Raw genomic sequence first — 25,101 nt, forward strand, 5'->3', positions numbered from 1 at the left:
CACATGCCCTCTTGTACTCCGGCTTGTACTCCGATGTACGGCTTACGGCGGCTTGGGGTGAGGGTCAACCCGGTCATTGCGTACGGACATAACGGGCCTTACGCGGTCTTGGGAAGTGCGGGGACGAGACTGTTCCAGCGCTCGATCTCACAGCCGTTGATCCGCTTGAAGCGGGCATCGACCTTGCGCCCGTGCCAGGTTCCGGTGACATGAGCCGTGGCGGGCCCGCCGTGGATCATCGTGCAGACGGCATCCGAGGGCACTGGCTTGAACGGATCCTTGCCCCCGGAGGTCGCCCGCTCCAGCGCCGCACACGCACGCGCAGCGTCGAGACCGGCACGGTCGCCACCGGAGGGCCGGCAACGGATGGTGTACGAGCCGTCGTGCGCGGCGCTGCCGCTGCCGGCGACCGTGAAGACGAGCCGGTCCCTGGCCTTCGGGGCGCCCGAGGTGACCTGCGAGTCCTGAGCGCCCACCGCGTCCTGGGCGCTCACCGCGCGGACGCCGTCACGGGGCCCCGCGCCGCTGGAGGCGGCGGCGCCCGCCGGGCCCACGAGAGCGAGGAGAGAGATGGCTGCGGCGGCGAGGACGGTGACGGTACGGCGTGCCATGCGTGCTCCAGGTGATCGCGAGGGTGCGGGCCGCGGCGCCGCTGATCGGGGCGTGCCCGTGCTGGTACGCGAGTGGTTCCCGCGTGGGCGCTGGACCGCTCCGGGTTGACGGGGCCGAGTCCTTTTGAGTGAGAGGCCGGGCGCAGCCGGCCCTTCGTCTCCCTAACGCCCGTCGTGCCCCGCCGTTGCGCACAGGATTGGCCACATTCGCCCCGCCGGACCCCACTGGGCCCGCCGAGCCCGGCGGCCGGGGGGCCGGCAGGGCCCGGGGCCGGGGCCTCCCGCGCTCCTTCCGTTCCACGTCATCCGCCCCTCCACGTCATCCGGCTAACGCTTTGCCCGGCGGTGCGGGGACCGAGTACGGTAGGACCCGATTGGAGACAGCCCCACGGGCTGTGCCATCATCAGCACGCACCTCGCCGCCCTTCGGGGAGAGGCTGAGTGTGTCTGGAGGCTTCGCCTAGTCTGGTCTATGGCGCCGCACTGCTAATGCGGTTTGGGGTGATCCCCCATCCCGGGTTCAAATCCCGGAGCCTCCGCTTTCGATCCACAAGATCGCCGAAGCCCCGGCCCCCGGCCGGGGCTTCTGTCGTTCGCCGGGTCTTGCCCCCGCCCTGACGCACGCCACCGCCAGCCGGCGCCACCCGTCCCGCTGCCTGCCCCATGCCCCAGGGCCGTGGCCGTGCAGGGCCTCCGCTCGGTATCACGGGGTCCCAAAGGCGCGTTTGTGCAGGTCAGGACACCTGTGCGGATTGGATTTCGCCTCGCGTCGCAGGTCATGTAATGTTGTTCCCGCAACGCCGACCGGCACGAAAGTCACCGGAACGCAAGCGCTCGTAGCTTAACGGATAGAGCATCTGACTACGGATCAGAAGGTTGCAGGTTCGAATCCTGCCGAGCGCGCAGCAGGTGAGAGGCCCCTTCCCGGGATGGGAAGGGGCCTCTGGCGTTGGCGTTGACATCAACGCTGACATCAACCGTCCGAGAGGGCGATCAGATCGCGGCGGGAGCGCCGCTTGGACCGTCCTCGTCCTCACCCTCGTTGATGTCGCGCAGGGCGTCCCCGACGCGGTCGAAAGCTGATCGCTGGGTGTCAAGGCGGCCCGCTGTCGCGGGCCGCGCGCGCTGGCGGCCCGTGGCCGCCGCACGCTCCTGTCTCCGCCCCGCTCACGGCGACCCCGGACCGCTCAGCGCGCAGCCCGGAACAGCAACCCACGCACGCCGCAAAGAAATCCGAACATCGTGCTCCGCCCGACTGGATCGACCAGCGAGCGCGCGACAGCACCAACACGACCAGGGGCACGCGGCCCACCGGCCGTGTACTGCCAGGCATGAAATGCCGACCAGGTCCGTGGAGCGGCGCCCGGGTCTCATCGCGGTCTGCGAACCGGTCCCGCCATCGCCAGATGGCCGGCTGGGGCTGCGCGGAGGCGTCTGCGGCTCAAAGATCAGAAGCCTCGCAGCGTGGCTGAGCACAGTGGGCGGTTGAGGGACCCACGTGCAGGTGTCCGGATATCTATCCCGCCGTCGTGGCTGATTTTCCTCAACTGCGGTATCAATGGCATTCGTTCGACGGCGCATGCCATTTTCGTCTTGACGCTTCGTCCCAGTGGTGGCGCGCACCCGTTCAAGTCCTCTCCACTCGCTCTGTTCAGCCATCCCGAGGCAGTGCGTGAGAGCACGACGAGCGCCCCGGTACCATCGGCACCAGGGTCCTGAACTGGGACTCTCCGCCGGACCACCCTTCTCCCGCCAAGGACTGAGGGTGGTCCGGTTTCGTATGCGGTTGTTCGGCGTAGTGCCGTTCAGCTATCGGTACGGGAAGGAGAGTTCACGTCCGCGCTCTCTTCCTCCGGCTCCGCCAGCCCGGAGTTCTCGTAGAGAAACCGCAGCGTGTAGCCCAGGCGCTGCACACGGCGGGTCGCGGTCAGCAGCCCCGGCCCAAGCCCTTCGGCCACCTGGTACGGGATCGTGCTCAGCGTGGAACGCTTCCGGTACCACTCAAGGGAGCCGTGCCATAGCCCATCGATCTGCTTTGCCGCCAAGGGCATCAGCACCGTGATGTGCCCCACCAGGGCCTCGCGCAAGCAGCAGACCTCTTCGTACCGCGGCAACGCCGATCGCTCCGCCAAGGCTGCGCTGATCGTGGCTTTGACGTCCTCGGTGTTGACGTCCGTGCGGAGTCTCGTCGTCCTCTCGGTGCCCATGAACAGGAGCGTCACGCAATTCCCTGGGACGTAGGAACCTCCGACAAACCCCACTTCGGGACGTCCCGCATCAGGTAGAACGTCCCTAGCGCCGTCCCCGGACCCAAGGAGAGACTCACATGCCGAACGAAAGGCTGCGTGCCGCGATGGCGGCCGGAGGCTGGACGTACGCGACCCTCGCGGACACGGTCGAAGTCGATCCCAAGTCCGTAGAGCGCTGGGTCAACCTTGGACGTACTCCGCGCCGGGCCACCGCTGTTGCGGCTGCTGAGACGCTAGGAGAAGACGTGCACGCTCTTTGGCCAGCTCTCCGCCAAGCACGACCTGCCCGCGCCGTCAGTCCGGAACTGGTGGCGCTGTACGACCAGCGGGCGGACGTCCCGGTATCCGCCATCGTGGACATGCTGAAACCGGCTCGCGAGCACATCGACGTGCTGGTGTATGCCGCCGTCTTCCTGCATGAGGCGTACCCGCGCCTCAACGATCTGCTGCGAGAGCGAGCCGCCGAGGGTTGCGCGGTTCGTATCGCGGTCGGTGATTCGGAGAGTGAGAACATCCGGCAGCGAGGAGAAGAGGAGAGGTTCGGCCACGGGATCGAGTCCCGCTGTCGCTTGGCCCTCATGCACTACCGGTCCCTCGTCGGGGTAGCCGGCATCGAGGTACGGACACACGCCACCACGCTCTACAACTCGATCTATCGAGCCGACGACCAAGCATTGGTCAATGCCCATGTCTGGGGCGTGAACGCCTTTGCGGCTCCCGTATGGCATCTTCGGCGCAGCGGCAAGGGCGGCATGTTCGACACGTACGCCGACAGCTTCAATGCCGTGTGGGAGACCGCGAGGCCAGCATGAAATGGGTGACCATGGCACGGACCGAGTACTACGACGACCCGGCAGCTCCTGAGCCGAACAGCTTGGTAGTTGCCGCGTCCGCTGTGGTCACCGACGGCGAAGGCCGCATTCTCCTTCAGCGCCGACGGGACAATGATCTGTGGGCGCTGCCCGGTGGTGGCATGGAGATGACCGACTCGTTGCCGGGGACGGCCGTCCGGGAGGTGAAGGAGGAGACCGGCCTGGACGTGGAGATCACCGGTCTCGTGGGTACATACACCGACCCCCGCCACGTCATCGCGTACACGGACGGTGAGGTGCGCAGGCAGTTCAATGTCTGCTTCACCGCCCGAGTGGTCGGCGGACAACTCGCAATCTCGGACGAGTCAACGGAACTGCGGTTTGTCGAGCTGGGGGAGATTGACCAGCTGCCCATGCACCACACACAGCGGCTCAGGATCGGTCACTACTTGGAGCGCCGCGAGCGGCCCTACCTGGGCTGATCGTCCCCCTCGCAGTGACATCAGCGCTGACGTCAACGGCGACACACAGCACCTGCCAGGGCCTCACCGCACGCACCATGTGGGGAAGTGGTCGCAGCCTTCACCAGGCACCTGCCCGAATCTACGGATCAGAAGGTTGCAGGTTCGAATCCTGCCGAGCGCGCAGCAGGTGAGAGGCCCCCGGGATAACCCGGGGGCCTCTTTCGTCGGGCGGTTCAGCAGTGCTGTGTGCGACAGGTGTCGCGGGGTGCGAGCGTGCGCGGTGGGTCCACCGGGCCGGGAGAAGTGGTCCGGCGGCGTGGGAGTGGTGGCCGGGGTCCGGTCCGAGAATTCCGTTGCCTCGCGTCCGATGCTTCGTTGGGGTCAAGGAAACAGTCGGTTGAGTGGCCGGGAAGCTGAGGGCCGCATGGGGCGCCGGAAATGGAGAGGCGCGCCCGATGTTTCTGGAGCTGTGACCTCTCGATGGATGCCGCACTTGTCCCTGCCGCCTCTCGCAGTGCTCGGCCCGGTGCCTACCTACGGCTGGCCAAGGCCGATTCCCTCGATCTGTTTCTCCTGCCGATCCTTGCGGCTGGTCCACCCTGCCGTCTGAGTCCCGGCTGTCGGCCGGCTCAACGCTCGTCGTCACGCTGATCACGCTCGGCACGGCGGGAGTGTTCACTGCCGCCGCGGCGCTCGACGACGTGCGCGGACACCGCGACGGCAGTGATGCCGCCAACTACCAGGCAGGGGTGGGGCTGCGCAAGGTGTCGCGCAAGCCTCTCCAAAGCGGAGAACTGACCCGCAGTCAGGCGCTGGGATTCGCGTCCGCGGCTGGGCGGCCGGTTTGCTTTTCCGGGGCGCGGCCGTGGCCACCGCCGCTCAGCGTCCCCCGTGGGCCGTCATCCTTGTCGCCGTCCTGGCGGGCGTGGCCCCGCAGTACTCCTGAGGGCTGCGGCTGAGCCGCCGCGGCATGGGGAAGGCGCTCATGGCGTACTTCTCCATCGTCCTGACCCTGGCGGCCTTCACTCTGTCGGACAGCGCCCCGCCCACTCCTTTCTTGTTGCTGCAAGCGCTGCTGGTCGGCGTATGGCATGGGCTGATCGACGGGTTCGCGAACACGGCCGACGCGGTCGGTGACCGGGCTGTCGGCCGCCGCACCTTGGCCACCTGGGCGACTCCGGCCCGTAACCGGGCTTTCCTCGCCGTCCTCATCGCAGCCGAACTGCTGCTCACCACCGGGGTCATCGGCCTTTCCTCGTCCCCGTGGTGGTTCATGCCGGCGCTGCTGCCCGTGGTCGCCCTGCGGGTCGGACAGGTACGCGACTACAGGAAGAGCGGTGACGCGGCGCTCGCGAGCAGGCGCTGCGGGCACATTCACCGGCTCGGCGCATGGGGCGCTGATCGTCGCGAACTGCGCCACAGCAGCGCTGAGATGGACCGGTGAGAGCGAAACACCGGGGATGCGCCGGCATGGAGCGTCCGCCAGACCGGGTGTTGGCGTGATCGCCTGGTGGGCGATGGCGCCGAAGCGTTCGGTGGCCCGGTCGCGAGTGCCCGGTGAACTGAATGGATCGCGGGTTCGTTGCTGAAGGGGAAGCATGCCGGGAAAGCGGGCCGGATCCGTGAGGAACCCCTCCGTTGCAGGGTGCTTGATCGCGAGAGGGAGGCAACTCTCAGATGGACAGCCAGGAGCGGGCTGACTACTCCGACGCCGAAGGCTTCGGTTCGGAAGCCGACAGCATGGAGGGTTCGTACGAGGGATGGGACAACCATCCTGAGCAGGTCCAAGAGGCGCTGGAAGCCTTCCCCGGCCGGATGAGCGGGCGGGCCCGGATTGAGGCGGTGGGCTACGGCGACTCAAAGTACGGGATAAATCCTCAAGACATCCGGGTGGCCAATAGCGGGCCGTCGGGCGACAACGAATTCGTCTATCGGCTGGACGAATTGCCGCTGTACCGCTGGGAATCCCGCGGGCCCGAGATCGTATTCGAGGTTGGTCTCCGGAACAAGAACAATCTGGTACCCAGCAGCCTCCAGTACTATCAGAACAATCACCGAGACACGGCGCTGGTCAGCTTTACCCGCGACAAAGATCCAGCGGCTGCCAAACCCGTATGGCTCGACGAAGTTGAAACGTATCGGTACTGCGCCCCGAACGTCCGCGGTGGAATCGACATCATGGCCTCTCTTCCCGAGGTGGCCTATCGGAATCAGCAGGAAGTTGTCTTCTGGAAGGGGATGCGCCCCGAATTTCTCGGAAGCGTCGACGCGTTCAGCAAACCCGATGAGCTCAATCCGAACGGCCGGTTGATCGGTTCTATGAACAACCCGCGTGCCTCGCCGGAGACGCGGGCCGCACAGGCGCAACTGGACCGGGAGACGGCTTGGGAGCGCGTCAGAGAAGCCGCCCAGTTCGCCCGGAACGGGCAGGCATCCGAATACGACGTGTTCCGTCAGCAGTACGCCGAATGGCACCTGAGATCCGGCCGGCACACCGAACACGCGGCCCTGGACGGCAACCTCAGGTCGTACGCCGAGTGGTGGGCGACCCATCGAGGTGAGGCCCAGCGGCTCTCCCGGGACTGGGCGGACCTCCGTGCCCCGTCGTGGGGCAGCTCGCCACCCCAGCCGCCGCCTGCGACAGCGGACTTCTATGCCAGGGCGGCGAGGCTGAGCGCCTCGCAGCAGTCCGAGCCACAAAGGACCCAGGGCCAGAGCCGAGCTCAGGCACCGGTGGCCGGGCCGGGCCTGACGGACACCCCGCAGGTCGCTCATCCTTCGCAACCGGCCGCTGCCCAGCCGCTTCAGGGGGCTGCCGCTCTTCAGCAGTTCGTCGCTCAGGGTGCTCGTACGCACCTTCCCTCGCAGGCGAAGCGCCGGGCATCTCAGGAGCTGAGCGATCGGCAGAACCAAGGGGCAACGGGTCCGGGCGGTGCGACTCGATACGCTCAGCCGGCCCCGGGCTCCCAGAATCAGCTCGGGGCTCCCGGAAGCGCGAGTCGGAAGCGCAGGAAGTAGGCACTTTCGTCCCGGCCGTCGGACGGGCCGCAAGACAACCACGGGGGAGGGTGCCAGGGCAGGCGGGCGCAGTTTCTCAGCGTATTCACAGGCACCCGCAAGGCTTCTCTCACGGGCTCGGCCGACTGTGGGTGGATGGACAGTCGAGCAAGGGCCGAGAGAGCACCGCGGGTGCTTGTGGTGAACGAGGAGCCGTCACGGACCGAACTGGTGCGCATGGCCCTCCGGTACGAGGGGTGGGCCGTCAGGACGGAGAGTGAGATGCTCAGCGCGATGCGGTGTGTGCGGGAGTGGCGGCCGGATGCGCTCGTGCTGGACGTGTCGTCCGGGGCGGAAGGGTTCGCGGCGGTACTGGTGCGGCGGGAGGTGCCGGAGGTGCCGGCGCTGTTCCTTGCCGGGCGGGCCGCGGGCGCGAGCGCGGATGAGGGGCCGATGCCGGGGGTGCGCGCCGCGGGGGATGCCTGGGTGGCCGAGCCGTTCGGGGTGGACGAGGTGGTCGCGGGGCTGCGGGCCTTGCTGCGGCGGGAGGGTGCGCCGCGCGAACGGCCGCCGCAGGCCGAGGCGTTGCTCGTCGTCGGGGACCTGGAGCTGGACGAGGAGAGCCGGGTGGTCTCCCGTGGCGGCGAGGGCATCCGGCTGACGGCCACCGAGTTCGAGCTGCTGCGCTATCTGATGCGCAATCCGCGCAGGGTGCTCAGCAAGGCGCAGATCCTCAGCCGGGTCTGGAACAGCGACTTCGGCGGACAGGCCAACGTCGTCGAGCTGTACATCTCCTACCTGCGGCGGAAACTCGACGCGGGGCGTGCGCCGATGATTCACACCCGGCGCGGCGAGGGGTACGTCCTACGTCCCGCCGAGCCCGCCGAGCCCGTCCAGCCCGTCCAGCCCGTCCAGCCCGTCCAGCCCGTCCAGCCGGGTCAGTCCGGCCGGCGGCAGCGGCAGCGGCGGGGTGGTCGTGTGCGGGCGCGGGGGTGAACGCGGGGGTGAACGTGGGAGCCGGGGCGGCGGGTTGACGGCGGTCGCGCGTTCGAGTGCCGGAGCCGTACGGGCGAGCGCGCAGCCGGGGCGCCGGATACGGATTAGCATCGAGGGGGTAACGGACCGGTCCGCACCGGCCGTTCGCCCCGATCTGCCCGCTCAATCTGTCTGCCCGATCTGCCCGCCCGACCTGTCTGCCCAATCTGGCTGCCTGCCTGATCCGTTCGCCCGACCCGTTCGTTCGTCTGATCCGTTCGTTCGCCCGACCCGTTCGTTCGCCCCTCCGCTTCACGTCTTCCTGTCCCCCCTCTTTTCCGTTTCCCTCTTTCCGCCTTCTCTCCGGCTCAACGAGCCGGCTGGCTCCCGAAGGAGCGCGTGCATGAGCGACGGCAGCCGCACGAGCCGGATGCGCAGGACCAGCGTGTGGCTGGAGGAGCGGCCGGGGGCGCGCCGCAGAGCGCTCGGGGCGGGGCATACGGAGGGCCTTGACCGGGCCAAGATCACCGCTGCGGCGGTACGGCTGCTGGACGCCGAGGGGCCGGCCGGGTTCTCCATGCGCCGACTGGCCGCGGAGCTGGGCGTCACGGCGATGTCGGTGTACTGGTACGTGGACCGCAAAGACGATCTGCTCGAACTCGCCCTGGACGCGGTGGAGGGCGAGCTGGACGTCCCGGACGCGGCGGCCGAAGGCGCGGACTGGCGTGAGCAGGTGCGGCAGTCCGCGACGGCGCTGCGCGGGCTGCTGAAGCGGCACCCCTGGGCCTCGGGCATGCTCGGCAGTTTCCTGAACGTCGGTCCGAGCGCGACTGCCTTCCAACTGGGGGTGCGCCGCGTCCTGCTGCGCTCCGGACTGCCCGGGGAACAGGCGGACGGGGCGCTCACCTCGCTGTTCTCGTTCGTCTACGGGCACGCGGCGGTCGAGGCGAGTTGGCTCAGCCGTTGTGGAGAGGCGGGCGTCAGCTCGGAGGACTGTCTCCACGCGCTGCGGGACACGCTGGAGCGGCGGCCCGAGTACGCGGCGGGCGGAGAGGCCGTACGCCCCCTGGAGCAGCGGGATTTCGGCGTCGCGCTCGAATGTGTGATCGTCGGCATCGAAGCCATGGCGCGTGCCGCGAGCGCCGCCACCGCAGCTGCGAGCACCGCCGCCTCGGATACGGACGGCGCCTCGGACAGGGAGGGGGCCGACGCCCCCGTGCACACAGAACGCGGGGCGGTCCCGAAGGACCGCCCCGCGCCGGTGATTCCCGCTCAGTCGGCGCCCGGCGACGGCTGAGGCCGCCGCGCCGCACCGTTCACCCGGGCCGCGGCCGCACCGACGCACCGTTCACCTGAACCACTCAGGTGAACGGCAGCGCTTCGCCCTGCACCGCCTGGATGTCCAGGTCCACGCGCAGTGTCGTGCCGACGGCGGCGATGCCCGCGGCGACGACCTGGTTGTAGTTCATCGCGAAGTCCTGGCGCCGCAGTTCGGCCGTGGCGTGGAAGGCGGCGCGTAGGCCGCCCCACGGGTCGGGGCCGGTGCCCAGGTACGACAGGTCCAGGTCCACGTCGCGCACGATGCCGTGCATGGACAGCTGGCCGTGGACCGTCCACCGGTCGGGTCCGGCCGCCTCGACGCCGGTGCTGCGGTAGGTGAGGTCCGGGTAGGTCTCGATGTTGAGGAAGTCGCCCGAGCGCAGGTGCTGGTCGCGCATCTCGTTGCCCGTGGCGATGCTCTCCGCCTTGATGACGGCCTCGACGACCGACTTCTCCGGGTCCTGGGCGATGTCGATGCGTCCGGCGAACTCGTTGAAGCGGCCGTGGACGCTGGAGATGCCCAGGTGCTGCGCGGTCGCCGCGATGGTGGAGTGCATCGGGTCGATCGTCCAGGCGCCGGGCGGCGGCAGTCCGACGCCGCCTTGCCGTGCCAGCACCAGCGTGCCCAGGTCGGCCCGGCCGGAGGCCGTGACCATGGCCGTGGAGGCGGCCGGCGCGTAGCCGATCGCCGTGGCGATCACGGTGTAGGCGCCGGGGGCCAGCGGTTCGCCGCTGCGTACGACGCCCTCTTCGTCGGCTTCGGCGCGCAGTATCTGCGTGCCCGTCATGTCGGTCACGGTCAGTACGGCGTGCTGGACCGCCCAGCCGTCCCGGGTCCGGACCCGGGCCCGTACGCCGCCGCCCGAGCCGGTCTCCCCGGCTCCGGTTCCGGTGCCGAGTCCGGCTCCGGCGCCGAGTCCGGCTCCGGTTCCGGGTTCCGCTCCGCTTGCCCCGCCTGTCATCTCTCTCTTGCTCCTTCTCGCATACGACGGGCCCCGGCGCCACGGCGGCGGGCCGTCCCTTGCCCGCACTCGCGGGCCGTGGATGCCGGGGCCCTTCCCCGGTCCGGACCCGACGGCGCGCGCTCCGCTCGATCCGCGCGCCGTCCGGTCCGGGGGGTCACTCGTCCGGGTGGTGCAACTCGACGTCGTACGCGTCCACTCCGGGGCCGCTCACGTGCAGTGCGCTCGCCATGGGCGGGTAGCCGCTGGCGATGACCGAGTAGTCACCCGCGTCCAGGTCGGTGAAGGCGTAGGCGCCGTCCTCACCGGTGGTGGAGGTGGCGATGACGTTGCCCGCCGCGTCCACCAGCGTGACCCGCGCGTCCGGCAGGGGCCTGCGGCCCGCACCCGCGCGCACGGTGCCGGTGACCCGCGCTCCCGAGGCGAGATCGACATCGAGCCGGGTCACGCCCTGGCCCTGCACCTCGACCGGGATCGCGGTGGGCCGGTATCCGGAGGCGTTCACGGCGACCGTGAAGCTGCCGGTGACCAGCTCATCGAAGCGGTAGTCGCCCTGCTCACCGGTCAGCCCGGTGGCCAGCACCTCGCCGCGCACATCGGTGACGACGACCATGGCGCCCTGGACGGGGCCGCCGTCGGTCAGTCCGCGCACCTGGCCCGCGAGGCCGCTGGTGCCCGAGAGCAGCAGGTCGTGGGCGAGCGGCTCGTCGCCGACGACGATCGTGGACGCCTGCGGCTGGTGGCCGTCGGCCGCCGCGATCAGGACGTACGAGCCCGCGCCCGGCGCGTCCAGCCCGTAGGAGCCGTCGGCGTGGGCGACCGAGCGGCCCAGCTGACGCCCGCTGAGCGAGATCAGCGTGACGGCGGCCCGTGCGACTCCGAGGCCGTCGGAGTTGCGGACGGTCCCGTAGACGCCGTACCCGTTCCCGGGCATAGGTGCCGAGGGCTGTGGCTGTTGTGCGGCTGCCATTGCTGCGTACTCCCTGAGCTGCTGGGTCTCTCCCCCTGACGGAGCGGACGCGGCCACCGGCTGCGGGGCCGTGCGCTCGACGGCCGGCACGGCTTCCGCCGACAGGCCGGCCACGGGCCCGGCCGCCGCCATCGCCGGCTGCGGTTCCTTGTCCTGCTGGATGCCGGAGGTGGTCCGCAGCGGGACCTCCCGGATGAACAGCACGGCGATCAGGGCCAGCAGCGCGACGGGCGCGGCGTACAGGTAGATGTCGCCGATGCCGTGGCCGTAGGAGCTCTCCACGACGGTGCGGACCGGTGCGGGGAGCTTGTCCAGGTCGGGCAGGGCGCTGCCGCCGCCGCCCGTGGCCCCGCCGCCGCCCTTGATGCCGAGCTTGGCGAAGCCGTCCTCCATGTAGTGGGTGATCCGGTTGGAGAGCACGGCGCCGAGCGCCGAGACACCGACCGCGCCGCCCAGGGAACGGAAGAAGTTGACGGTGGAGCTGGCCGAGCCGAGGTCCTCGGGCTTGACCTGGTTCTGGGTGGCCAGCACCAGGTTCTGCATCATCATGCCGACGCCGAGGCCGAGCAGGGCCATGAAGATGGCCATGTGCCAGTAGGTGGTGTCGTAGCGCAGGGTGCCCAGCAGGCCCAGGCCCGCGGTCATGAACACACCGCCGGCGCACAGCCACACCTTCCACTTGCCGGTGCGGGTGATGATCTGGCCCGAGACGGTGGTGGAGACGAACAGGCCCGCGATCATCGGGATCGTCATGACACCGGCCATCGTCGGCGACTTGCCGCGCGCCAGCTGGAAGTACTGGCTGAGGAAGACCGTCGCGCCGAACATCGCGATGCCCACGAAGAGGGAGCCGACGGCGGCCAGTGTGATGGTGCTGTTGCGGAACAGCCGCAGCGGGATGATCGGTTCCTTGGCCTTCGACTCGACGAGCACGAAGATCAGGGCGAGCACGATCGCGCCGCCGACCATCGCGTAGGTCTGCCAGGAGATCCAGTCGTACTTGTCACCCGCGAAGGTGACCCACAGCAGCAGCGTGCAGGCCGCCGCCGCGATGAAGAACGCGCCGAGCCAGTCGACCTTGACGCCCTGCCGCTTGACGACGGGCAGGTGCAGGGTCTTCTGGAGCACGATCAGCGCGATGATCGCGAACGGGACGCCGACGTAGAAGCACCAGCGCCAGCCGAGCCAGCTGGTGTCGGTGATCACGCCGCCGAGCAGCGGGCCGCCGACGGTCGCGATGGCGAATGTGGCGCCGAGGTAGCCGCTGTAGCGCCCGCGCTCGCGCGGGGAGATCATCGCGGCCATGCAGATCTGGGCCAGGGCGGAGAGTCCGCCCATGCCTATGCCCTGGAACACGCGGAAGAGGATCAGCGTGCTCGCGCTCTGCGACAGGCCGGCACCCGCCGAGGAGAGCACGAAGACGATCAGCGCGAGCTGCACCAGCAGCTTCTTGCTGAACAGGTCGGCGAGCTTGCCCCACAGCGGCGTGCTCGCGGTCATCGCCAGCAGCGAGGCCGTGACCACCCAGGTGTAGGAGCTCTGGGTGCCGTTCAGATCAGAAATGATCTTGGGGAGTGCCGTGGAGACGATCGTCGAGGACAAGATGGCGACGAACATGCCGAGCAGCAGCCCGGACAGCGCCTCCATTATCTGACGGTGCGTCATCGGTGCGTCGTCCGCGGTGCCCCCGGATGCCGGTGCGGCGGACGGGGCCGGGGCGGCGGAGGGCGACTGCGCGTGCTGTCCGGCGTGGTGTCCGTGTGCCGCGTGTCGAGCCCCGCCACTGGCCCCCTGCACGGCGTCGCGGGGCCCCCCGGCCGACGGCTGGGGTCGGGTTGTTGCCATTCGGCGTCCTTCTTACTCGGTATCACTCAGTGTGATGCGGTCGTGTGCGTTTCGGGGAGCCCGTCATGGGCGGACTCGTGGAGTCCGCTCCGGGTGGGCTCGGGGAGTCCGCCGCGGGCGCGGCAGTCTCCGAAGCTCGTGCGGAGCCGGCTGAGCAGCGTGTTGAGCTGGGCGACGTCCTCGTCGTTCCAGTCGTGCAGGTGCGCCGCGAACACTTCGACGGTCTGCGTGGACATCTCGTCCAGGAGCCGTTCACCCGTCTCGCTGATGCGCAGCAGCCGCGAGCGGCCGTCCTGCGGATCCGGGTGGCGCTCGATCCAGCCGCGGTCGGCGACGTGGGTGACATGCCTGCTGGTGACCGACATGTCGATCGCCAGCAGTTCGGCCAGCCGGCTGGTACGCATCTCCCCGTGTTTGTGCAAGAGCATCAGTACGGCCGCCGAGGCGGGCGGGCACTCCGGGGGGAGTCGGCGGGCCAACTCGCGTTTGACGGCGCCTATGGCGCTGATCTGCCGTGCCAGCTCCTCGTACTGACTGCGTTCGGCCATCTGCACCCCATGAACTTGTTGCTTAAGGCAACCATAAAGTGGTTGGTTGCTGTAGGCAAATTGATTTGGGGCAACCGCCGCAAACAATCAGCAAAGTCTGTGCGCCTTGCTTCAAGGGCTGGTCAAACGCCCTGGAGGAACCAGACGGGGCCTGGGCTGTGCCGGGCCGGACGGGTTCGCTAAGGTCCTGGTCCATGGCTCACAACCCCCAGTCGCCGCAGGGTCCCGAAGGCCACCCGGACCCGGCAGGCAACACCCAGATGTTCCGCGCCTTCGTCGATGAGGGCGCCCCCCGGCAGCAGTCCCGAGGATCGGCCGTCCAGGCTTCGGCGGGGCCGCGTGTCGGCGTGATCCTCGCGGTCGTGGTCGCCGTCGTCGTACTGGCCGGTGTCGCCTGGCTGGCCTTCGCGTAGGCGAGCCGCCGCTTCGGCTCTCCCCTCTTCCTCTCTTCTCGTCCCCTCTTCTCGGCCCTCCCTGTCACCCTTCCTCCCCGGACCGGAACTTCCGGCTCCGGGGATTTTCTGTACGGTGCGGGTGCGGGGGCGGGTGCGAGCGAGGGCGAGGGCGCGGGGCTTGTGAGGGGGCTTACGGAGGTCCGTCGGCGAGCCCCGCGCTGATCGCGCAGAGCCAGCTGTCCACCGGGCCCAGCGTGAGCATGCCGCTGCCCGCGCCCGCCAGCTCCCCGGCCGCCGGCAGCAGCCGGGCGTGGACCCGCTCCAGGACCGGCCGGTCGCCCAACTCCAGCGCGACCGCCGCCTCCAGACAGCACAGCGCCTCGTACAGCAGATCGGCCGGCGGCTCCGGCAGGGCGCGCAGAGTCTCCCGGGCGGCCTCCGCCTCGCCCCTGCGCAGCAGCGCGAACGGTTCGGCCCAGGGACGGTAAGGGCCCCACTCCAGATCGGCCCCGAGGCCCGGGGCCGCCCCTGCTGCCTCCGCTGTCTCTGGCGCCTCCGCCATCTCCCCTCTATCCGTTGCCTCGGCTTTATCCGTTGCCTCCGCCGTCTCTCCCTCATCCGCTGCCTCAGACGCCTCGCGCGTCTGCCGGGTGCCGTCCGGCGGGGGCAGACGCAGGCGCAGGCTCAGCAGGGCGAGCGGCAGCAGGCCGTCGCGTACGCCCGGCATCCCCGCCGTGTCCAGCCGCGCGGCGGCGGCCCGGTACGCCTCCTCCGCGCGGGACCGGCGTCCGGACGCGGCCTCTCGCAGCGCCCCGTACCACTGGGTGAAGACGCCCACCAGCGGCAGCTCATGCCGCGCGGCCAGCCGGTCGGCCGCGGCGGAGTGCGCGTCCGCCGCGCGGAAGTCGCCCAGCGCGGCGCGGGCCTGAAGGCGGATCAGGTGCCCCAGCACCTCGAACGTCACCAGCCCGTGCCGGGCCGCCAGCGCGACCAGCTCCGCGCCGATCTCGTCCCGCCGGGGCGCGAGACCGGCGCGGGCGCAGGACTGCATGAACGCCCCGTTGAGGCTGAACGCCAGCAGCGCCGGATCGTCCAGCCCCCGCGCGAGCCGTTCCGCTTCGCGCGCGGCCTGCGGGCCGCGCGGGTGGCGGAGCCCGCGCGACTCCACGGCGATGGTGGCCAGCAGGCGGCAGCGCACGGCGTCGTACGGGCCCGCCACAGGGCGGCCTTCCCCGCCGTCGGCGTGGGCCCGGATGTGGTCGGCCGGTCGTCCGCCGCTGCCCGGGCGCGCACCGCTGCCCGGCTGTGGGCCGGTGGCCGACCGCGTGCCCTCTCCCGACCGCGCGCCCTCTCCCGTCTGCGGGCCGTCTGCCGACCGCGCGGCGAGGGCTGCCAGGGTGCGTTCGGCCGCCGCGACGATCTGGCGGGCCAGTTCGGGGTCGTCGCTGCGGGGCCAGATCGCGGGCACGTCGAACGCGCCGATCACACGGGACGTCAGCTCGGGGTCGCCGCCCGCCTCCGCCACCCGGATCGCGGCCATACGGTGTTCGCGGGCAGCCTCCAGGCCGCTGGCGCCGGTGACGGCCAGGTTCCGGATCAGCCCGACCGTGGACTCCAGCCGGGCGCGGGCCCCGGCGCCGACCGCGCGGTCGTAGTCCCCGGCCGCCCGCGCCCACAGCCGGGCGGCTGCCGGGCCGGGGGCCGGGGAACGGCCCAGGCCGGCCTCGGAGTCGGCCTCGAAGCCGGTCCCGGATCCGGGATCGAGGCCAGGACCGAGGCCGACGTCGATGTCGAGGCCGGGATCCTGGGCGAGGACGTCTGCTTCCAGTCGGCGCAGCCGGGGCCCGGGATCCACCCCGAGCCGGTCGGCCAGCGTGGCGCGGGCCCGGCGCAGCACCGCGAGCGCGTCCCCCTGGCGGCCCGAGCGGTACAGCGCCAGCGCCAGCAGCCGCCAGGCGTCCTCGCGCCAGGGGTGCTCGGTCACATGTGCGTCCAGACCGGGCACCGCCTCCGCGTTCCGGCCCAGCGCCAGCAGCGCCTCGGCGTGCTGTTCCGCCGCCCACAGCCGCAGCTCCGCCAGCCGGGAGCGCTCGCCGCGTGCCCAGTGCTCCGCCGCGAACTCCGCGTATGCCGGGCCCCGCCACAGCTCCAGCCCCTCGCGCAGCCGTTCCAGCGCCCGGGTGGGCGGCAGCGACGTGGCGGAGCCCACGGCTGTCTCGAAGCGCCAGGCGTCCACCGCGTCGGGCCCGGCCCGCAGTGCGTAGCCCGGACCTTCGGTGACCAGCAGCCGGGCGGGGGACCGGGGCGGACGGTCGGGTTCCAGAACACGGCGCAGCGCGGCGACGAAGGTCTGTACGGCGCCCACGGCCCCCGCCGGAGGCTCGTCCCACAGGTCGTCGATCAGCCGTGCGACGGGCACGACCCGGCGGCGCGCGACCAGCAGCCGGGCCAGCACGGCGCGGTGACGGGGGCCCTTCAGCGCGAGCACAGCGCCGTCGCCCTCGGCCACCACGGGCCCGAGCACCCCGAACGTGACCCGCCCCATCCGCTCCACCGGCCCCATCCGCTCCACCTGCCCCATCCGCTCCGCACCCTTCCCGCACCGCCGGGCCCGGGCACCAGCAGGTCACCGAGACCCGTCACGGCAGGCCGCCGAGACTCGTCACCGCAGGTCACCGTACGCGCTGACCGATCGCTGATTCGCGCGCGGCAGCCTCGTACGTGTTCACCGTTCGCGCGGGATCCGCCGCCCACGGAATCTCGCCGTCCGGCCCGCCATCAAGGAAGGCAGCGCGACAATGACACCCACCCCACCAGCCTCGGCACCGACTCCGGCATCCGCTCCGGTCATCCCCGGCTTCGAACAGCGGCGTGTCACCGTCGCCGACGGCGTGGCCCTCAATGTCGCCGTCGGCGGCTCGGGCAGCCCGGTCGTGCTGTTGCACGGCTTCCCGCAGACACATCTGATGTGGCGGCACGTGGCGAGCGCGCTCGCGGCCGAGCACACCGTCATCTGCCCGGACCTGCGCGGCTACGGGGCCAGCGACAAGCCCGCCGAGTCCGGCCCCGAGGTCTACGCCAAGCGCACCATGGCCGCGGACACGGTCGCCGTGGCCCGTGCGCTGGGGTACGAGCGCTTCGCGCTGGCCGGGCACGACCGGGGCGCCCTGGTCGCCTTCCGCGCCGGGCTCGACCACCCCGCCGCGGTGACGCATCTGGCCTGCCTGGATGTGCTGCCGACCCTGGAGATGTGGGAGGCGCTGCACGGCACCACCGCGGCCGTCGGCTTCCACCTCTACCTGATGGCCCAGCCCCCGGGCTTGCCCGAACAGCTGATCGGCGCCGCGCCGGACGCTTTCTTCGGCCACTTCCTCGACCTGTGGAACAACGACCCGGACGCCCTCCCGGCCGAGGTCCGCGCCGCCTACCTGGACGCCTGCCGCGCCGCCGTGCCGTCGATCGTGGCCGACTACCGGGCGTCGGCCGGCATCGACGTCGAACACGACCTGGCCGACCGGAAGGCCGGCCGCCAACTCCGGATGCCGGTCACCGTCCTCCAGCAGGACTGGGGGGCCGCGCTGGGCTACGACGCCGCCGCGCAGTGGCGCCCCTGGGCGCCCGACCTGCACCACGCCACGGTCACCTGTGGCCACTTCATGGCGGAGGAGGCCCCGGAGGAGATCACCACCGCACTACGGAACCTCCTGGCCCGCTGAATCCTGGGCGGTGACGGCGGTGACGGCGGTGACGGCGGTGACGGCGGTGACGGCGGTGACGGCGGTGACGGCGAAACGGGGGAAACGGGGGAAACGGGGAAACGGGGAAACGGGGGGCTACTTCCACCCCGAGAGTTTCACGTCGCGGGTCTCCACGTGCATGCCGAGCGGCACCCGCCACTCATCGACACAGACCGTCCAGGTCTTCGTCCTCTTCTCACCCGCGTCGATCGGCACCGGCAGCGTCCGTGTGCTCTCGCGGGTGGCCCAATCGACGCCGAGCCCGCCGATGATGTGGATGCCGAAGGTGACCTTGCCCTTCGTGACGGCGCTGCCTCCGGTGTTGCGGAAGGTGACGGTCACCTTCTCGCACCACCGGTCGTCGGCCTCGGCCCGCTTCGGCGTGCTCGCCTTGAGCACGGCGGGCCCGCCGGATCCGGGAGAGCCGCCGGACTGCTCCCCGCCGCCCGAGCCGCCGGGGCTCCCGCTTCCGCCGGGGGAGTCCGGCGATCCGGAGCCGGGTGCTCCGCCGCTGCCGCCGCCCGTGCCGCCGCCGCTCGCCGCCGTTCCGCCGCTGCCGGATCCGGACCCGGCAGCGGTGCCCGCAGCGCCGTCCGCGCCGCCCGCGCCGTCCCCGGAAGCGGAGCTTGGCTCTCCGTCGCCGCCCGGCCCACCCACGGCGCCACCGCCGTCCGCGCCGCTCCCGGCGCCACCCGAGCCCCCGGCGTCCTCGCCGTTGCGGTCCGCGCCCGCGCCGGCCTTGCCCTGGGCGCCCTTCGTCCCGCCGTCGTCCCGCTCGTCCAGCGGCACCATGCGGACCTTGTCGTCCGGCCGTACGGGGCGCGAGGAGCTGTCGCCGTGACCGGAGGGGCCGGCCGCGTCCACCGCGACGTAGCCGTCGTCCCCGCTCGCTCCGCATCCGGCGGTCAGCAGCGCGCCGAGACAGACCAGAGCCGCCGGGGCGGTCTTCCGGCCGCTCCGGCGGCTCGTGGCGTGTGCCCGCAGCGTCCGCTCGCGCGTCCCATGGCTTCGCATGGCGACAGTGTTGCTGACGCTACGTCAGATGTGAACCCTGTGGCGGTGGCACTCCTTCGGCTCGCGCTCTTCCGAGTCGCGCTCTTTCGGGTCGTACATCTCCGGCCTGGGCATCTCCGGCTCGTACTTCTCCGGCTCGTGCGTGTACGTATACGTGGACGTGTGCCTGCTCTGGTACGTCTCCCCCGCCGCACTCGGCCCCCCGCGTGGTCAGTCCTCGGCGATCAGCCCTTCGCGCAGCTGCGCGAGCGTGCGCGTCAGCAGCCGGGAGACGTGCATCTGGGAGATGCCGACCTCCTCGCCGATCTGCGACTGCGTCATGTTCGCGAAGAAGCGCAGCATGATGATCTGACGCTCCCGGGGCGGGAGTTTGGCCAGCAGCGGCTTGAGCGACTCGCGGTACTCCACGCCCTCCAGCGCGCTGTCCTCGTAGCCCAGCCGGTCGGCGAGCGAGCCCTCGCCGCCGTCGTCCTCCATGGAGGGGGAGTCCAGCGACGAGGCGGTGTACGCGTTGCCGACGGCCAGTCCGTCGACCACGTCCTCCTCGGAGACGCCCAGGCAGGTGGCGAGTTCGGTGACGGTCGGGGAGCGGTCCAGGGTCTGGGACAGCTCGTCGCTGGCCTTCGTCAGCGCGAGCCGCAGCTCCTGGAGGCGGCGCGGCACCCGCACCGACCAGGAGGTGTCGCGGAAGAAGCGCTTGATCTCGCCGACGACGGTCGGCATCGCGAACGTCGGGAATTCCACGCCCCGTTCGCAGTCGAAGCGGTCGATCGCCTTGATCAGACCGATGGTGCCGACCTGGACGATGTCCTCCATCGGCTCGTTCCTGCTGCGGAAGCGGGCCGCGGCGTAGCGGACGAGCGGGAGGTTCAGCTCGATGAGCGTGTCCCTGACGTACGTGCGTTCCGCACTCGGCGCCGTGCCCGGAGGGTCGGCAGCCGCCCTGTCCAGCGCGGCGAGCCGCAGGAAGAGGGAGCGGGAGAGGGTGCGGGTGTCGATCGTGGCGGCGTCGGCCACCACGGTGGCGGGCTCGGCGAGTGCGCCGGGCTCGACGAGATCCTGTGGCGCCGGCAGGCTTCCGGGCTCGGCTGGCCCGGGGGGTGCCACCGGGGTCGTGTTCTCGGCGAGCACCTTCGAGCTGCCCAGTTCTACGGACATGCCACCCCCTTGAGGTCGCGGACGGGTCGCTGCGGCGCCCTCGGGTGAGGGAAGCACCTCCCCCTGAATACCGGGAGCACCACTGCGGCAAACGCAGCTCTTGCAGAATGTCACAAGTCAGCAACGCGACGTAGCCTCATGTCGATAAAACCGCACAGTTGAGGGCGGTGCGGCCGGGATTGGTGTCGCTCGATCCGGCTATGCGTCGATTCGATTTGCGGCTCTCAGCCGGGCGAAGCTCCGCGAGAGCAGGCGCGAGACGTGCATCTGCGAGACGCCCAGCTCCGCGCTGATCTGGGACTGCGTCAGATTCCGGTAGTAGCGCAGCAGAAGGATCCGCTGCTCGCGCTCGGGTAGCTGTACGAGCAGATGGCGGACGAGGTCGCGGTGCTCGACCCCGTCCAGTTCCGGGTCCTCGTAGCCGAGCCGGTCCAGCAGGCCCGGCATTCCGTCCTCGCGCTCCTGCGCGGCCTCCAACGACGTGGCCCGGTAGGCCCGTCCGGCCTCGATGCAGGCCAGGACCTCCTCCTCGGAGATCTTCAGCCGCTCGGCGATCTCGGCGGTCGTGGGGGAGCGCCCGTGAAGCGTCGTCAGATCCTCGGTGGCGCCGCTGACCTGGACCCACATCTCGTGCAGCCGGCGGGGCACGTGGACGGTGCGGACGTTGTCGCGGAAGTAGCGGCGGATCTCGCCGACGATCGTCGGCATCGCGAAGGTGGGGAACTGGACGCCGCGCCCGGCGTCGAACCGGTCGATGGCGTTGATCAGACCGATGGTGCCGACCTGGACGACGTCCTCCATCGGCTCGTTCCTGCTGCGGAAGCGGGCCGCGACATACCGGACCAGCGGCAGGTTCGCCTCGATCAGGGCGCAGCGGATCCGCTCGTACTCCGCCGAGCCGCGCTCCAGCCCGGTGAGCTGTTCGAAGAGTGACTGGGTCAGCGCCCGGGTCCGCGCGGCACGCTCCCGCTGGGCGTCGGCGGGGGAAGGCGGCGCTTCGGCATCACCGGAGGGAGCTTGGGCGGGGGTACGGGTCCCGTCCACTCAGCCACCACCCCTTTACGGTTCACGGTGCAGATCGGTCCTGATCGGTCGTTCATCCGCCAAAAGCGGTCATAGCATCACAAGACATGTGCACCGTGCGCAAGCACCGTATAACTCCGTGTTGCTTGCCAGTTGCGCGAAAAACCCCCCGATCCGAGGGATCGGGGGGCGAGTTTCCGGGGGCTCAGTTGACGAGCGAGGTCATGAACTCGCCGACGCCCTGAGCCGCGCTCGATATGCCTTCGAAACCTACCTGTACCAGGTCGGCGGCACGCTGGGGTGACGTGATGATCGTGTACAGCACGAAGACAACAAGCATGTAGAGCACGACCTTTTTCGCCTGCGCCATCGCGCTGCCCCTCCCCGAGCTGTTCGGTCCCCGAAATCCTGTACACCTGTGCGGCTGTGTGAGTGTAACGGGAAGAGGTGCCGCCGAACGGGCCCCCGGGGGACCCCGCATGGAACCCAAGAGCCGCTGCCCCGACGGCCTTTGCCCGATCCGCCGGACGTGTCGGAAGTGACCCCGGGGAGGGCCGGGATCCGCCGCCCACCGGAGCCCGGAAGGGAAACGGCCGAGGGACCGTCAGGACGGAGACGCGAGGGACCCCCGGGGCCGGGGCCGAGGTGCCGTCAGGGCGCGGGACGGGGGCGTCAGGACGCGGGGGCGTCAGGACCCTGCCCAAGCGGAATCCCGGGGCGGAATCCGGGGCGGAATCCGGGGGGAATCCGGGGCGGGCCCGTCAGGGCAGAAAGACGGTCTTGCCCCGGCCACCGCCCACCCGGTTGCGGGCCAACGCGTCGGGGGCCTGCTCCAGCGGGACCTCCGTCTCGACGGGGACGGCAAGGCGCCCGCTGTCGATCTCGCGCCCCAACTGGTCCAGCAGCGCCACCGAGGCCGTGAGCTGGAAGTTGAGCCCTTCCACACCCCCGGCGGACAACTCACCCGGCGCGGCGGCGCCCAACGTGGAGAGCGCCACGCCCCCGTTGCGTACCAGCGAGGCACCGGCTGCGAGGGCAGCTGGGTCCGTCGCGATGAGGTCCACCAGCGCGTCCACCCCCTCGGGGTACTCCTCGCGCACCGCGTCCGCGAGCGCCCGGCCCCTGGCATCGATGGTGACCGCGGCGCCGAAGGCCGCCATCCGGCGCTCGTCGTGCCCGTGTGTCACGGCGATCACCCGCAGTCCGTGGGCCGCGGCGAGCTGGGTCAAGAAGGTGCCCACCCCGCCGGCGGCGCCGATGATGAGCAAGCTCTCGTACTCACGCAGAGCCGCGGTGTCCATGATGCCCAGCGCGGTCATCCCCGCCGTGGGCGCGCCCGCCGCGACCGTGAGCGGCACCGAGGACGGCGCGAGGGCCACGCTGCCCGCCTCGTCGACGACCACGAACTCGGCGTACGTCCCGGCCCCCACAGGATCGCTGATCACCTGGCCGTACACACCGTCACCGCGCGTGAAACGGCGGGCCCCGGGCCCGCTTCGCTCCACGGCTCCGGCGAAGTCCACGCCCATGACCAGGGGAAACGCGTACGGAATCGCGCCCTCCAGCAGGCCGTCCGCGATCTTCCAGTCCAGCGGGTTGAGCCCCGCGGCCCTGACCCGCACCAGGACCTGGCCCTCACCCGGCTCGGGCCGCGGCACCTCCAGGACCTCCGGCCGCCCCTTCCACTCCCGCACTCCGACAGCACGCATGCGCCCTCTCCCTGCTCCCCCCTGGGACCAGCGGCAGCATCCCCGGCTTTCAACGTACGCCGCCCCCACGGGCCCCGCAGCGTGCGGCTGCCCGGCGGCGCCCGTCACGAGCGAGGGGCCGCAGGGGCTTGTCGGTACCGGGCCGGGTCGGCGCCGGGCCTGGTGGGCACCGGGCCGGGTCTCAGGGACGCGCCCGGCGTGGCGGGGGAACGTGCGGCAGCAGCTCCCACAGCGGCCAGGCCCCCGCCGCCCAGCGGGCCAGCAGATGCCGGTCGACCAGATGAATCCGCTGCGCGGGGCCGAACGCCAGCGCGTCCCGGGTGAAGCGGCCGTTGGTCAGCATGACGACCACATCCGCCCCGTGGACCGGGCGGGCCGTCCCGTTGAGCCGCTGCAGATCAGGCGTGCCGATCGCCGATCCGGCCAGGCCGTCGCGCCGGTGCTTGCACTGGATCACCCACCGCCGCCCCGAGGGATCCGTCGCGATCACGTCCGCACCCTGGTCGCCCCGGCCCCCCGTCCGCTCCGCGTCCCGACAGCCGTCACGGGCCATCAGCTCCCGTACGGCGTGCTCGAACTGCGCATGGTGCAGAGCGTCCAGCTGCGGAAGCTGGTAGCGCAGCCCCTGCGCGCGGACGGCCTCCCACCGCAGCCGCCGCACGCGCTGCTGCCACCACAGCCCTCCGCCGAGCACGACCAGACCGCCCAGCAGGGCCAGGACCCACCAGTGCGCGAGCAGCCACTGCACCACCGCGACCACCAACGCGACACCGACGGCCCCCGCACCCAGAACCGCTATCTGCCCGTCCCCCTTCCGCTGCCGCCGACCGCGACCGCGCCGCCGCCGCACGAGCACGCCCCGCCCGCCCCGCCGGACACTCACCGACCCCCCTCCGGCCGCGCCGGACACCCGATGACCCCGCCCCCGCGTATGCACACCCGGACCTCGACCTCGACCATGCTCTGCGCCCTCCCGATGACGACAGCCCCAGCCCCCGCTCGACCCCACCAGTCCAGCACACGGCACTGACAGCCCGTCCCGGGACGATCGCCGACGGTGATCCACTGCCGACGGGCGCCCGGCCGAGGCCGTCCATGAGGGAGCAGCTCAGACCTGGTGGGGTGGGACAGGTGACGGCGAGGTGAGGTCTGCCCTGCGCTCGTCCGCCTGCGTCGGCCGGAAGCCGTAGATCCGCGGCACCGGCCCGTTGTGGAGGGGCCGGCCCGTTCGAGCCGGGCCAGGTGGGCCGCCCTGACATCCGCTTCGACGCCCCACGACGAAAGGGCCGGACCCCCGCGGGGTCCGGCCCTACATCAATCATGCTCACAGCGGTAGCGGTGGGATTTGAACCCACGGAGGAGTTGCCCCCTCACTCGCTTTCGAGGCGAGCTCCTTCGGCCGCTCGGACACGCTACCGAGAGGAACTCTAGCCCACTCCGGGCGCTGGGCCGAAATCGGTATCCGGGGTGCGGAAGAAGTGGGTGAGGAGGGCGGCGCACTCGGGGGCGAGGACGCCGTTGAGGACCTCGGGGCGGTGGTTGAGGCGGCGGTCGCGGAGGGCGTCCCAGAGGGAGCCGGCGGCGCCTGCCTTGGGGTCGGGGGCGCCGTAGACGACGCGGGCGACCCGGGAGAGGACGGCGGCGCCCGCGCACATCGTGCAGGGTTCCAGCGTGACGACCAGGGTGCAGTCCGTGAGGCGCCAGTCCTGGCCGCCCTGTGTGTGCGCTGCGGCGCGCAGCGCGATCAGTTCGGCGTGCGCGGTCGGATCGCCGTCCGCCTCACGGGCGTTGTGGCCGCGGCCGAGCACCGTGCCGTCGGGTCCGAGGACGACGGCGCCGACCGGGACATCCCCCGTCTCCGGAGCCCGCGCGGCCTCCGCGAGCGCCAGCCGCATGGGCTCGTGCCAGGGGGCGCGGACGGGGTCGGGCACGTCAGCCTCTCTCTCGTCCGGCGCGTCGTCCGCTCCTTCGCCTCGTTCGCCGTCACGCAGGGCGTCTTGGCCGCCGTCTCGCACAACGCCTTGCCCGTCGGGCCCGCCATGCTCCACGTGCCCGTCGGGCCCGCCATGCTCCACGTGCCCGTCGGGCCCGCCATGCTCCACGTGCCCGTCGGGCCCGCCATGCTCGTCGGGCCCGACGTGTTCGTCGTTCTTCTCGGGAGGCATGGGGACAGTGTCGCGCCTGGGGGCGGCTTCGGGGGCCGGGGCCAGGCGCGAACGTCTCATGAGCCGCCGAGCCCCGGACCCGGACCTGAAGACGGCCCGGGGGACGGCGGAGGTGGCGGTGATGCCGGAGGTGGCGGTTGGGGTGGC

The 25,101-nt window shown here is 71.2% G+C and carries 21 protein-coding genes and 3 tRNA genes; 10 read left to right on the forward strand and 14 right to left on the reverse strand.

The genetic code is table 11. The features are described from left to right. Positions 1 to 98: 98 nt before the first annotated feature. Entirely contained in the window at positions 99 to 611 is a 513-nt protein-coding gene (locus tag ABD339_RS13075) for an SSI family serine proteinase inhibitor (protein WP_344565471.1), read from the reverse strand. Positions 612 to 1,060: 449 nt separating this feature from the next. Between ABD339_RS13075 and ABD339_RS13080 the strand changes: the two genes are divergently transcribed. Together ABD339_RS13080 and ABD339_RS13085 are read left to right on the forward strand one after the other, a co-directional pair. Next, positions 1,061 to 1,150 (forward strand) — tRNA-Ser (locus ABD339_RS13080). Between the two features lie 291 nt (positions 1,151 to 1,441). Beyond that, positions 1,442 to 1,514, forward strand: a tRNA-Arg gene (locus tag ABD339_RS13085). Between the two features lie 902 nt (positions 1,515 to 2,416). Here the strand turns inward: ABD339_RS13085 and ABD339_RS13090 are convergent. Then, complete coding sequence (locus ABD339_RS13090) at positions 2,417 to 2,833, reverse strand: DUF6415 family natural product biosynthesis protein (RefSeq protein ID WP_344565473.1); 417 nt, start codon at positions 2,831 to 2,833, stop codon at positions 2,417 to 2,419. Positions 2,834 to 2,937: 104 nt separating this feature from the next. Between ABD339_RS13090 and ABD339_RS13095 the strand changes: the two genes are divergently transcribed. From ABD339_RS13095 to ABD339_RS13120, 6 genes are all read left to right on the forward strand, one after another. Continuing rightward, positions 2,938 to 3,672: an XRE family transcriptional regulator gene (locus ABD339_RS13095; RefSeq protein WP_344565475.1), complete on the forward strand. Its 735-nt coding sequence runs from the start codon at positions 2,938 to 2,940 to the stop codon at positions 3,670 to 3,672. A gap of 11 nt (positions 3,673 to 3,683) precedes the next feature. After that, entirely contained in the window at positions 3,684 to 4,154 is a 471-nt protein-coding gene (locus ABD339_RS13100; protein WP_344565477.1) for an NUDIX domain-containing protein, read from the forward strand. A 967-nt stretch (positions 4,155 to 5,121) separates the two neighbouring features. After that, a complete protein-coding gene (locus tag ABD339_RS13105; protein ID WP_344565479.1) occupies positions 5,122 to 5,580 on the forward strand; it encodes a UbiA prenyltransferase family protein in 459 nt (152 codons plus the stop codon). A gap of 233 nt (positions 5,581 to 5,813) precedes the next feature. Then, entirely contained in the window at positions 5,814 to 7,154 is a 1,341-nt protein-coding gene (locus ABD339_RS13110) for a scabin-related ADP-ribosyltransferase (RefSeq protein WP_344565481.1), read from the forward strand. A 135-nt stretch (positions 7,155 to 7,289) separates the two neighbouring features. Continuing rightward, positions 7,290 to 8,129, forward strand: a complete 840-nt coding sequence (locus ABD339_RS13115) for a response regulator transcription factor (RefSeq protein WP_344565483.1) — start codon at positions 7,290 to 7,292, stop codon at positions 8,127 to 8,129. Positions 8,130 to 8,511: 382 nt separating this feature from the next. After that, positions 8,512 to 9,405, forward strand: coding sequence for a TetR/AcrR family transcriptional regulator (locus tag ABD339_RS13120; protein WP_344565485.1), 894 nt, complete (start codon positions 8,512 to 8,514; stop codon positions 9,403 to 9,405). Between the two features lie 64 nt (positions 9,406 to 9,469). Here the strand turns inward: ABD339_RS13120 and ABD339_RS13125 are convergent, their stop codons facing one another. The 3 genes from ABD339_RS13125 to ABD339_RS13135 all read right to left on the reverse strand — a co-directional run bounded on the left by ABD339_RS13125 (position 9,470) and on the right by ABD339_RS13135 (position 13,753). Next, positions 9,470 to 10,390 carry a YceI family protein gene (locus tag ABD339_RS13125; protein WP_344565487.1) on the reverse strand — a complete coding sequence of 307 codons (921 nt, stop codon included), beginning with the start codon at positions 10,388 to 10,390 and terminating at the stop codon, positions 9,470 to 9,472. A 157-nt stretch (positions 10,391 to 10,547) separates the two neighbouring features. Further along, positions 10,548 to 13,025 (reverse strand): MFS transporter, encoded by a 2,478-nt coding sequence (locus ABD339_RS13130; RefSeq protein ID WP_486388542.1) that lies wholly within the window; start codon positions 13,023 to 13,025, stop codon positions 10,548 to 10,550. A 206-nt stretch (positions 13,026 to 13,231) separates the two neighbouring features. Further along, positions 13,232 to 13,753, reverse strand: coding sequence for a MarR family winged helix-turn-helix transcriptional regulator (locus ABD339_RS13135; RefSeq protein WP_344565490.1), 522 nt, complete (start codon positions 13,751 to 13,753; stop codon positions 13,232 to 13,234). A gap of 194 nt (positions 13,754 to 13,947) precedes the next feature. Here ABD339_RS13135 and ABD339_RS13140 point away from each other — a divergent pair, with 194 nt between their 5' ends. Next, on the forward strand, positions 13,948 to 14,166 hold the full coding sequence (locus ABD339_RS13140) for a hypothetical protein (RefSeq protein ID WP_344565492.1): 219 nt from the start codon (positions 13,948 to 13,950) through the stop codon (positions 14,164 to 14,166). Positions 14,167 to 14,338: 172 nt separating this feature from the next. On the opposite strand, the gene ABD339_RS13145 is transcribed toward ABD339_RS13140, so the two are convergent. Beyond that, entirely contained in the window at positions 14,339 to 16,693 is a 2,355-nt protein-coding gene (locus ABD339_RS13145; protein WP_344565661.1) for an AfsR/SARP family transcriptional regulator, read from the reverse strand. 253 nt (positions 16,694 to 16,946) lie between these two features. Between ABD339_RS13145 and ABD339_RS13150 the strand changes: the two genes are divergently transcribed. After that, complete coding sequence (locus tag ABD339_RS13150) at positions 16,947 to 17,864, forward strand: alpha/beta fold hydrolase (protein WP_344565494.1); 918 nt, start codon at positions 16,947 to 16,949, stop codon at positions 17,862 to 17,864. Between the two features lie 117 nt (positions 17,865 to 17,981). Here ABD339_RS13150 and ABD339_RS13155 read toward each other — a convergent pair whose 3' ends face one another. The 8 genes from ABD339_RS13155 to tadA form a co-directional block, all read right to left on the reverse strand. Beyond that, the gene (locus tag ABD339_RS13155; protein ID WP_344565496.1) at positions 17,982 to 18,899 is read right to left on the reverse strand and encodes a hypothetical protein; all 918 of its coding nucleotides are present in this window, start codon (positions 18,897 to 18,899) and stop codon (positions 17,982 to 17,984) included. Between the two features lie 210 nt (positions 18,900 to 19,109). After that, positions 19,110 to 20,057, reverse strand: coding sequence for an RNA polymerase sigma factor SigF (locus tag ABD339_RS13160; RefSeq protein ID WP_344565498.1), 948 nt, complete (start codon positions 20,055 to 20,057; stop codon positions 19,110 to 19,112). A gap of 198 nt (positions 20,058 to 20,255) precedes the next feature. Next, positions 20,256 to 21,101, reverse strand: coding sequence for an RNA polymerase sigma factor SigF (locus tag ABD339_RS13165; RefSeq protein WP_344565500.1), 846 nt, complete (start codon positions 21,099 to 21,101; stop codon positions 20,256 to 20,258). A 184-nt stretch (positions 21,102 to 21,285) separates the two neighbouring features. Beyond that, on the reverse strand, positions 21,286 to 21,450 hold the full coding sequence (locus ABD339_RS13170; protein WP_344565502.1) for a hypothetical protein: 165 nt from the start codon (positions 21,448 to 21,450) through the stop codon (positions 21,286 to 21,288). A gap of 391 nt (positions 21,451 to 21,841) precedes the next feature. Further along, positions 21,842 to 22,789 (reverse strand): NADP-dependent oxidoreductase, encoded by a 948-nt coding sequence (locus ABD339_RS13175; protein ID WP_344565504.1) that lies wholly within the window; start codon positions 22,787 to 22,789, stop codon positions 21,842 to 21,844. Between the two features lie 181 nt (positions 22,790 to 22,970). Further along, the gene (locus tag ABD339_RS13180) at positions 22,971 to 23,672 is read right to left on the reverse strand and encodes a restriction endonuclease (RefSeq protein ID WP_344565506.1); all 702 of its coding nucleotides are present in this window, start codon (positions 23,670 to 23,672) and stop codon (positions 22,971 to 22,973) included. A 447-nt stretch (positions 23,673 to 24,119) separates the two neighbouring features. Next, a tRNA-Ser gene (locus tag ABD339_RS13185) sits at positions 24,120 to 24,206 on the reverse strand. 10 nt (positions 24,207 to 24,216) lie between these two features. Then, complete coding sequence (tadA, locus tag ABD339_RS13190; protein WP_344565663.1) at positions 24,217 to 24,684, reverse strand: tRNA adenosine(34) deaminase TadA; 468 nt, start codon at positions 24,682 to 24,684, stop codon at positions 24,217 to 24,219. Positions 24,685 to 25,101 lie beyond the last annotated feature (417 nt).

The sequence above is a fragment of the Streptomyces axinellae genome, assembly GCF_039532135.1.
GTDB lineage: Bacteria > Actinomycetota > Actinomycetes > Streptomycetales > Streptomycetaceae > Streptomyces > Streptomyces axinellae.

Coding starts and splice junctions, on each gene's coding strand:
- ABD339_RS13075 (WP_344565471.1), bottom strand. CDS start 611: ATGGCACGCCGTACCGTCACCGTCCTCGCCGCCGCAGCCATCTCTCTC.
- ABD339_RS13095 (WP_344565475.1), top strand. CDS start 2,938: ATGCCGAACGAAAGGCTGCGTGCCGCGATGGCGGCCGGAGGCTGGACG.
- ABD339_RS13100 (WP_344565477.1), top strand. CDS start 3,684: ATGGCACGGACCGAGTACTACGACGACCCGGCAGCTCCTGAGCCGAAC.
- ABD339_RS13105 (WP_344565479.1), top strand. CDS start 5,122: ATGGCGTACTTCTCCATCGTCCTGACCCTGGCGGCCTTCACTCTGTCG.
- ABD339_RS13110 (WP_344565481.1), top strand. CDS start 5,814: ATGGACAGCCAGGAGCGGGCTGACTACTCCGACGCCGAAGGCTTCGGT.
- ABD339_RS13115 (WP_344565483.1), top strand. CDS start 7,290: ATGGACAGTCGAGCAAGGGCCGAGAGAGCACCGCGGGTGCTTGTGGTG.
- ABD339_RS13120 (WP_344565485.1), top strand. CDS start 8,512: ATGAGCGACGGCAGCCGCACGAGCCGGATGCGCAGGACCAGCGTGTGG.
- ABD339_RS13125 (WP_344565487.1), bottom strand. CDS start 10,390: ATGACAGGCGGGGCAAGCGGAGCGGAACCCGGAACCGGAGCCGGACTC.
- ABD339_RS13130 (WP_486388542.1), bottom strand. CDS start 13,025: ATGACGCACCGTCAGATAATGGAGGCGCTGTCCGGGCTGCTGCTCGGC.
- ABD339_RS13135 (WP_344565490.1), bottom strand. CDS start 13,753: ATGGCCGAACGCAGTCAGTACGAGGAGCTGGCACGGCAGATCAGCGCC.
- ABD339_RS13140 (WP_344565492.1), top strand. CDS start 13,948: ATGGCTCACAACCCCCAGTCGCCGCAGGGTCCCGAAGGCCACCCGGAC.
- ABD339_RS13145 (WP_344565661.1), bottom strand. CDS start 16,693: ATGGGGCGGGTCACGTTCGGGGTGCTCGGGCCCGTGGTGGCCGAGGGC.
- ABD339_RS13150 (WP_344565494.1), top strand. CDS start 16,947: ATGACACCCACCCCACCAGCCTCGGCACCGACTCCGGCATCCGCTCCG.
- ABD339_RS13155 (WP_344565496.1), bottom strand. CDS start 18,899: ATGCGAAGCCATGGGACGCGCGAGCGGACGCTGCGGGCACACGCCACG.
- ABD339_RS13160 (WP_344565498.1), bottom strand. CDS start 20,057: ATGTCCGTAGAACTGGGCAGCTCGAAGGTGCTCGCCGAGAACACGACC.
- ABD339_RS13170 (WP_344565502.1), bottom strand. CDS start 21,450: ATGGCGCAGGCGAAAAAGGTCGTGCTCTACATGCTTGTTGTCTTCGTG.
- ABD339_RS13175 (WP_344565504.1), bottom strand. CDS start 22,789: ATGCGTGCTGTCGGAGTGCGGGAGTGGAAGGGGCGGCCGGAGGTCCTG.
- tadA (WP_344565663.1), bottom strand. CDS start 24,684: ATGCGGCTGGCGCTCGCGGAGGCCGCGCGGGCTCCGGAGACGGGGGAT.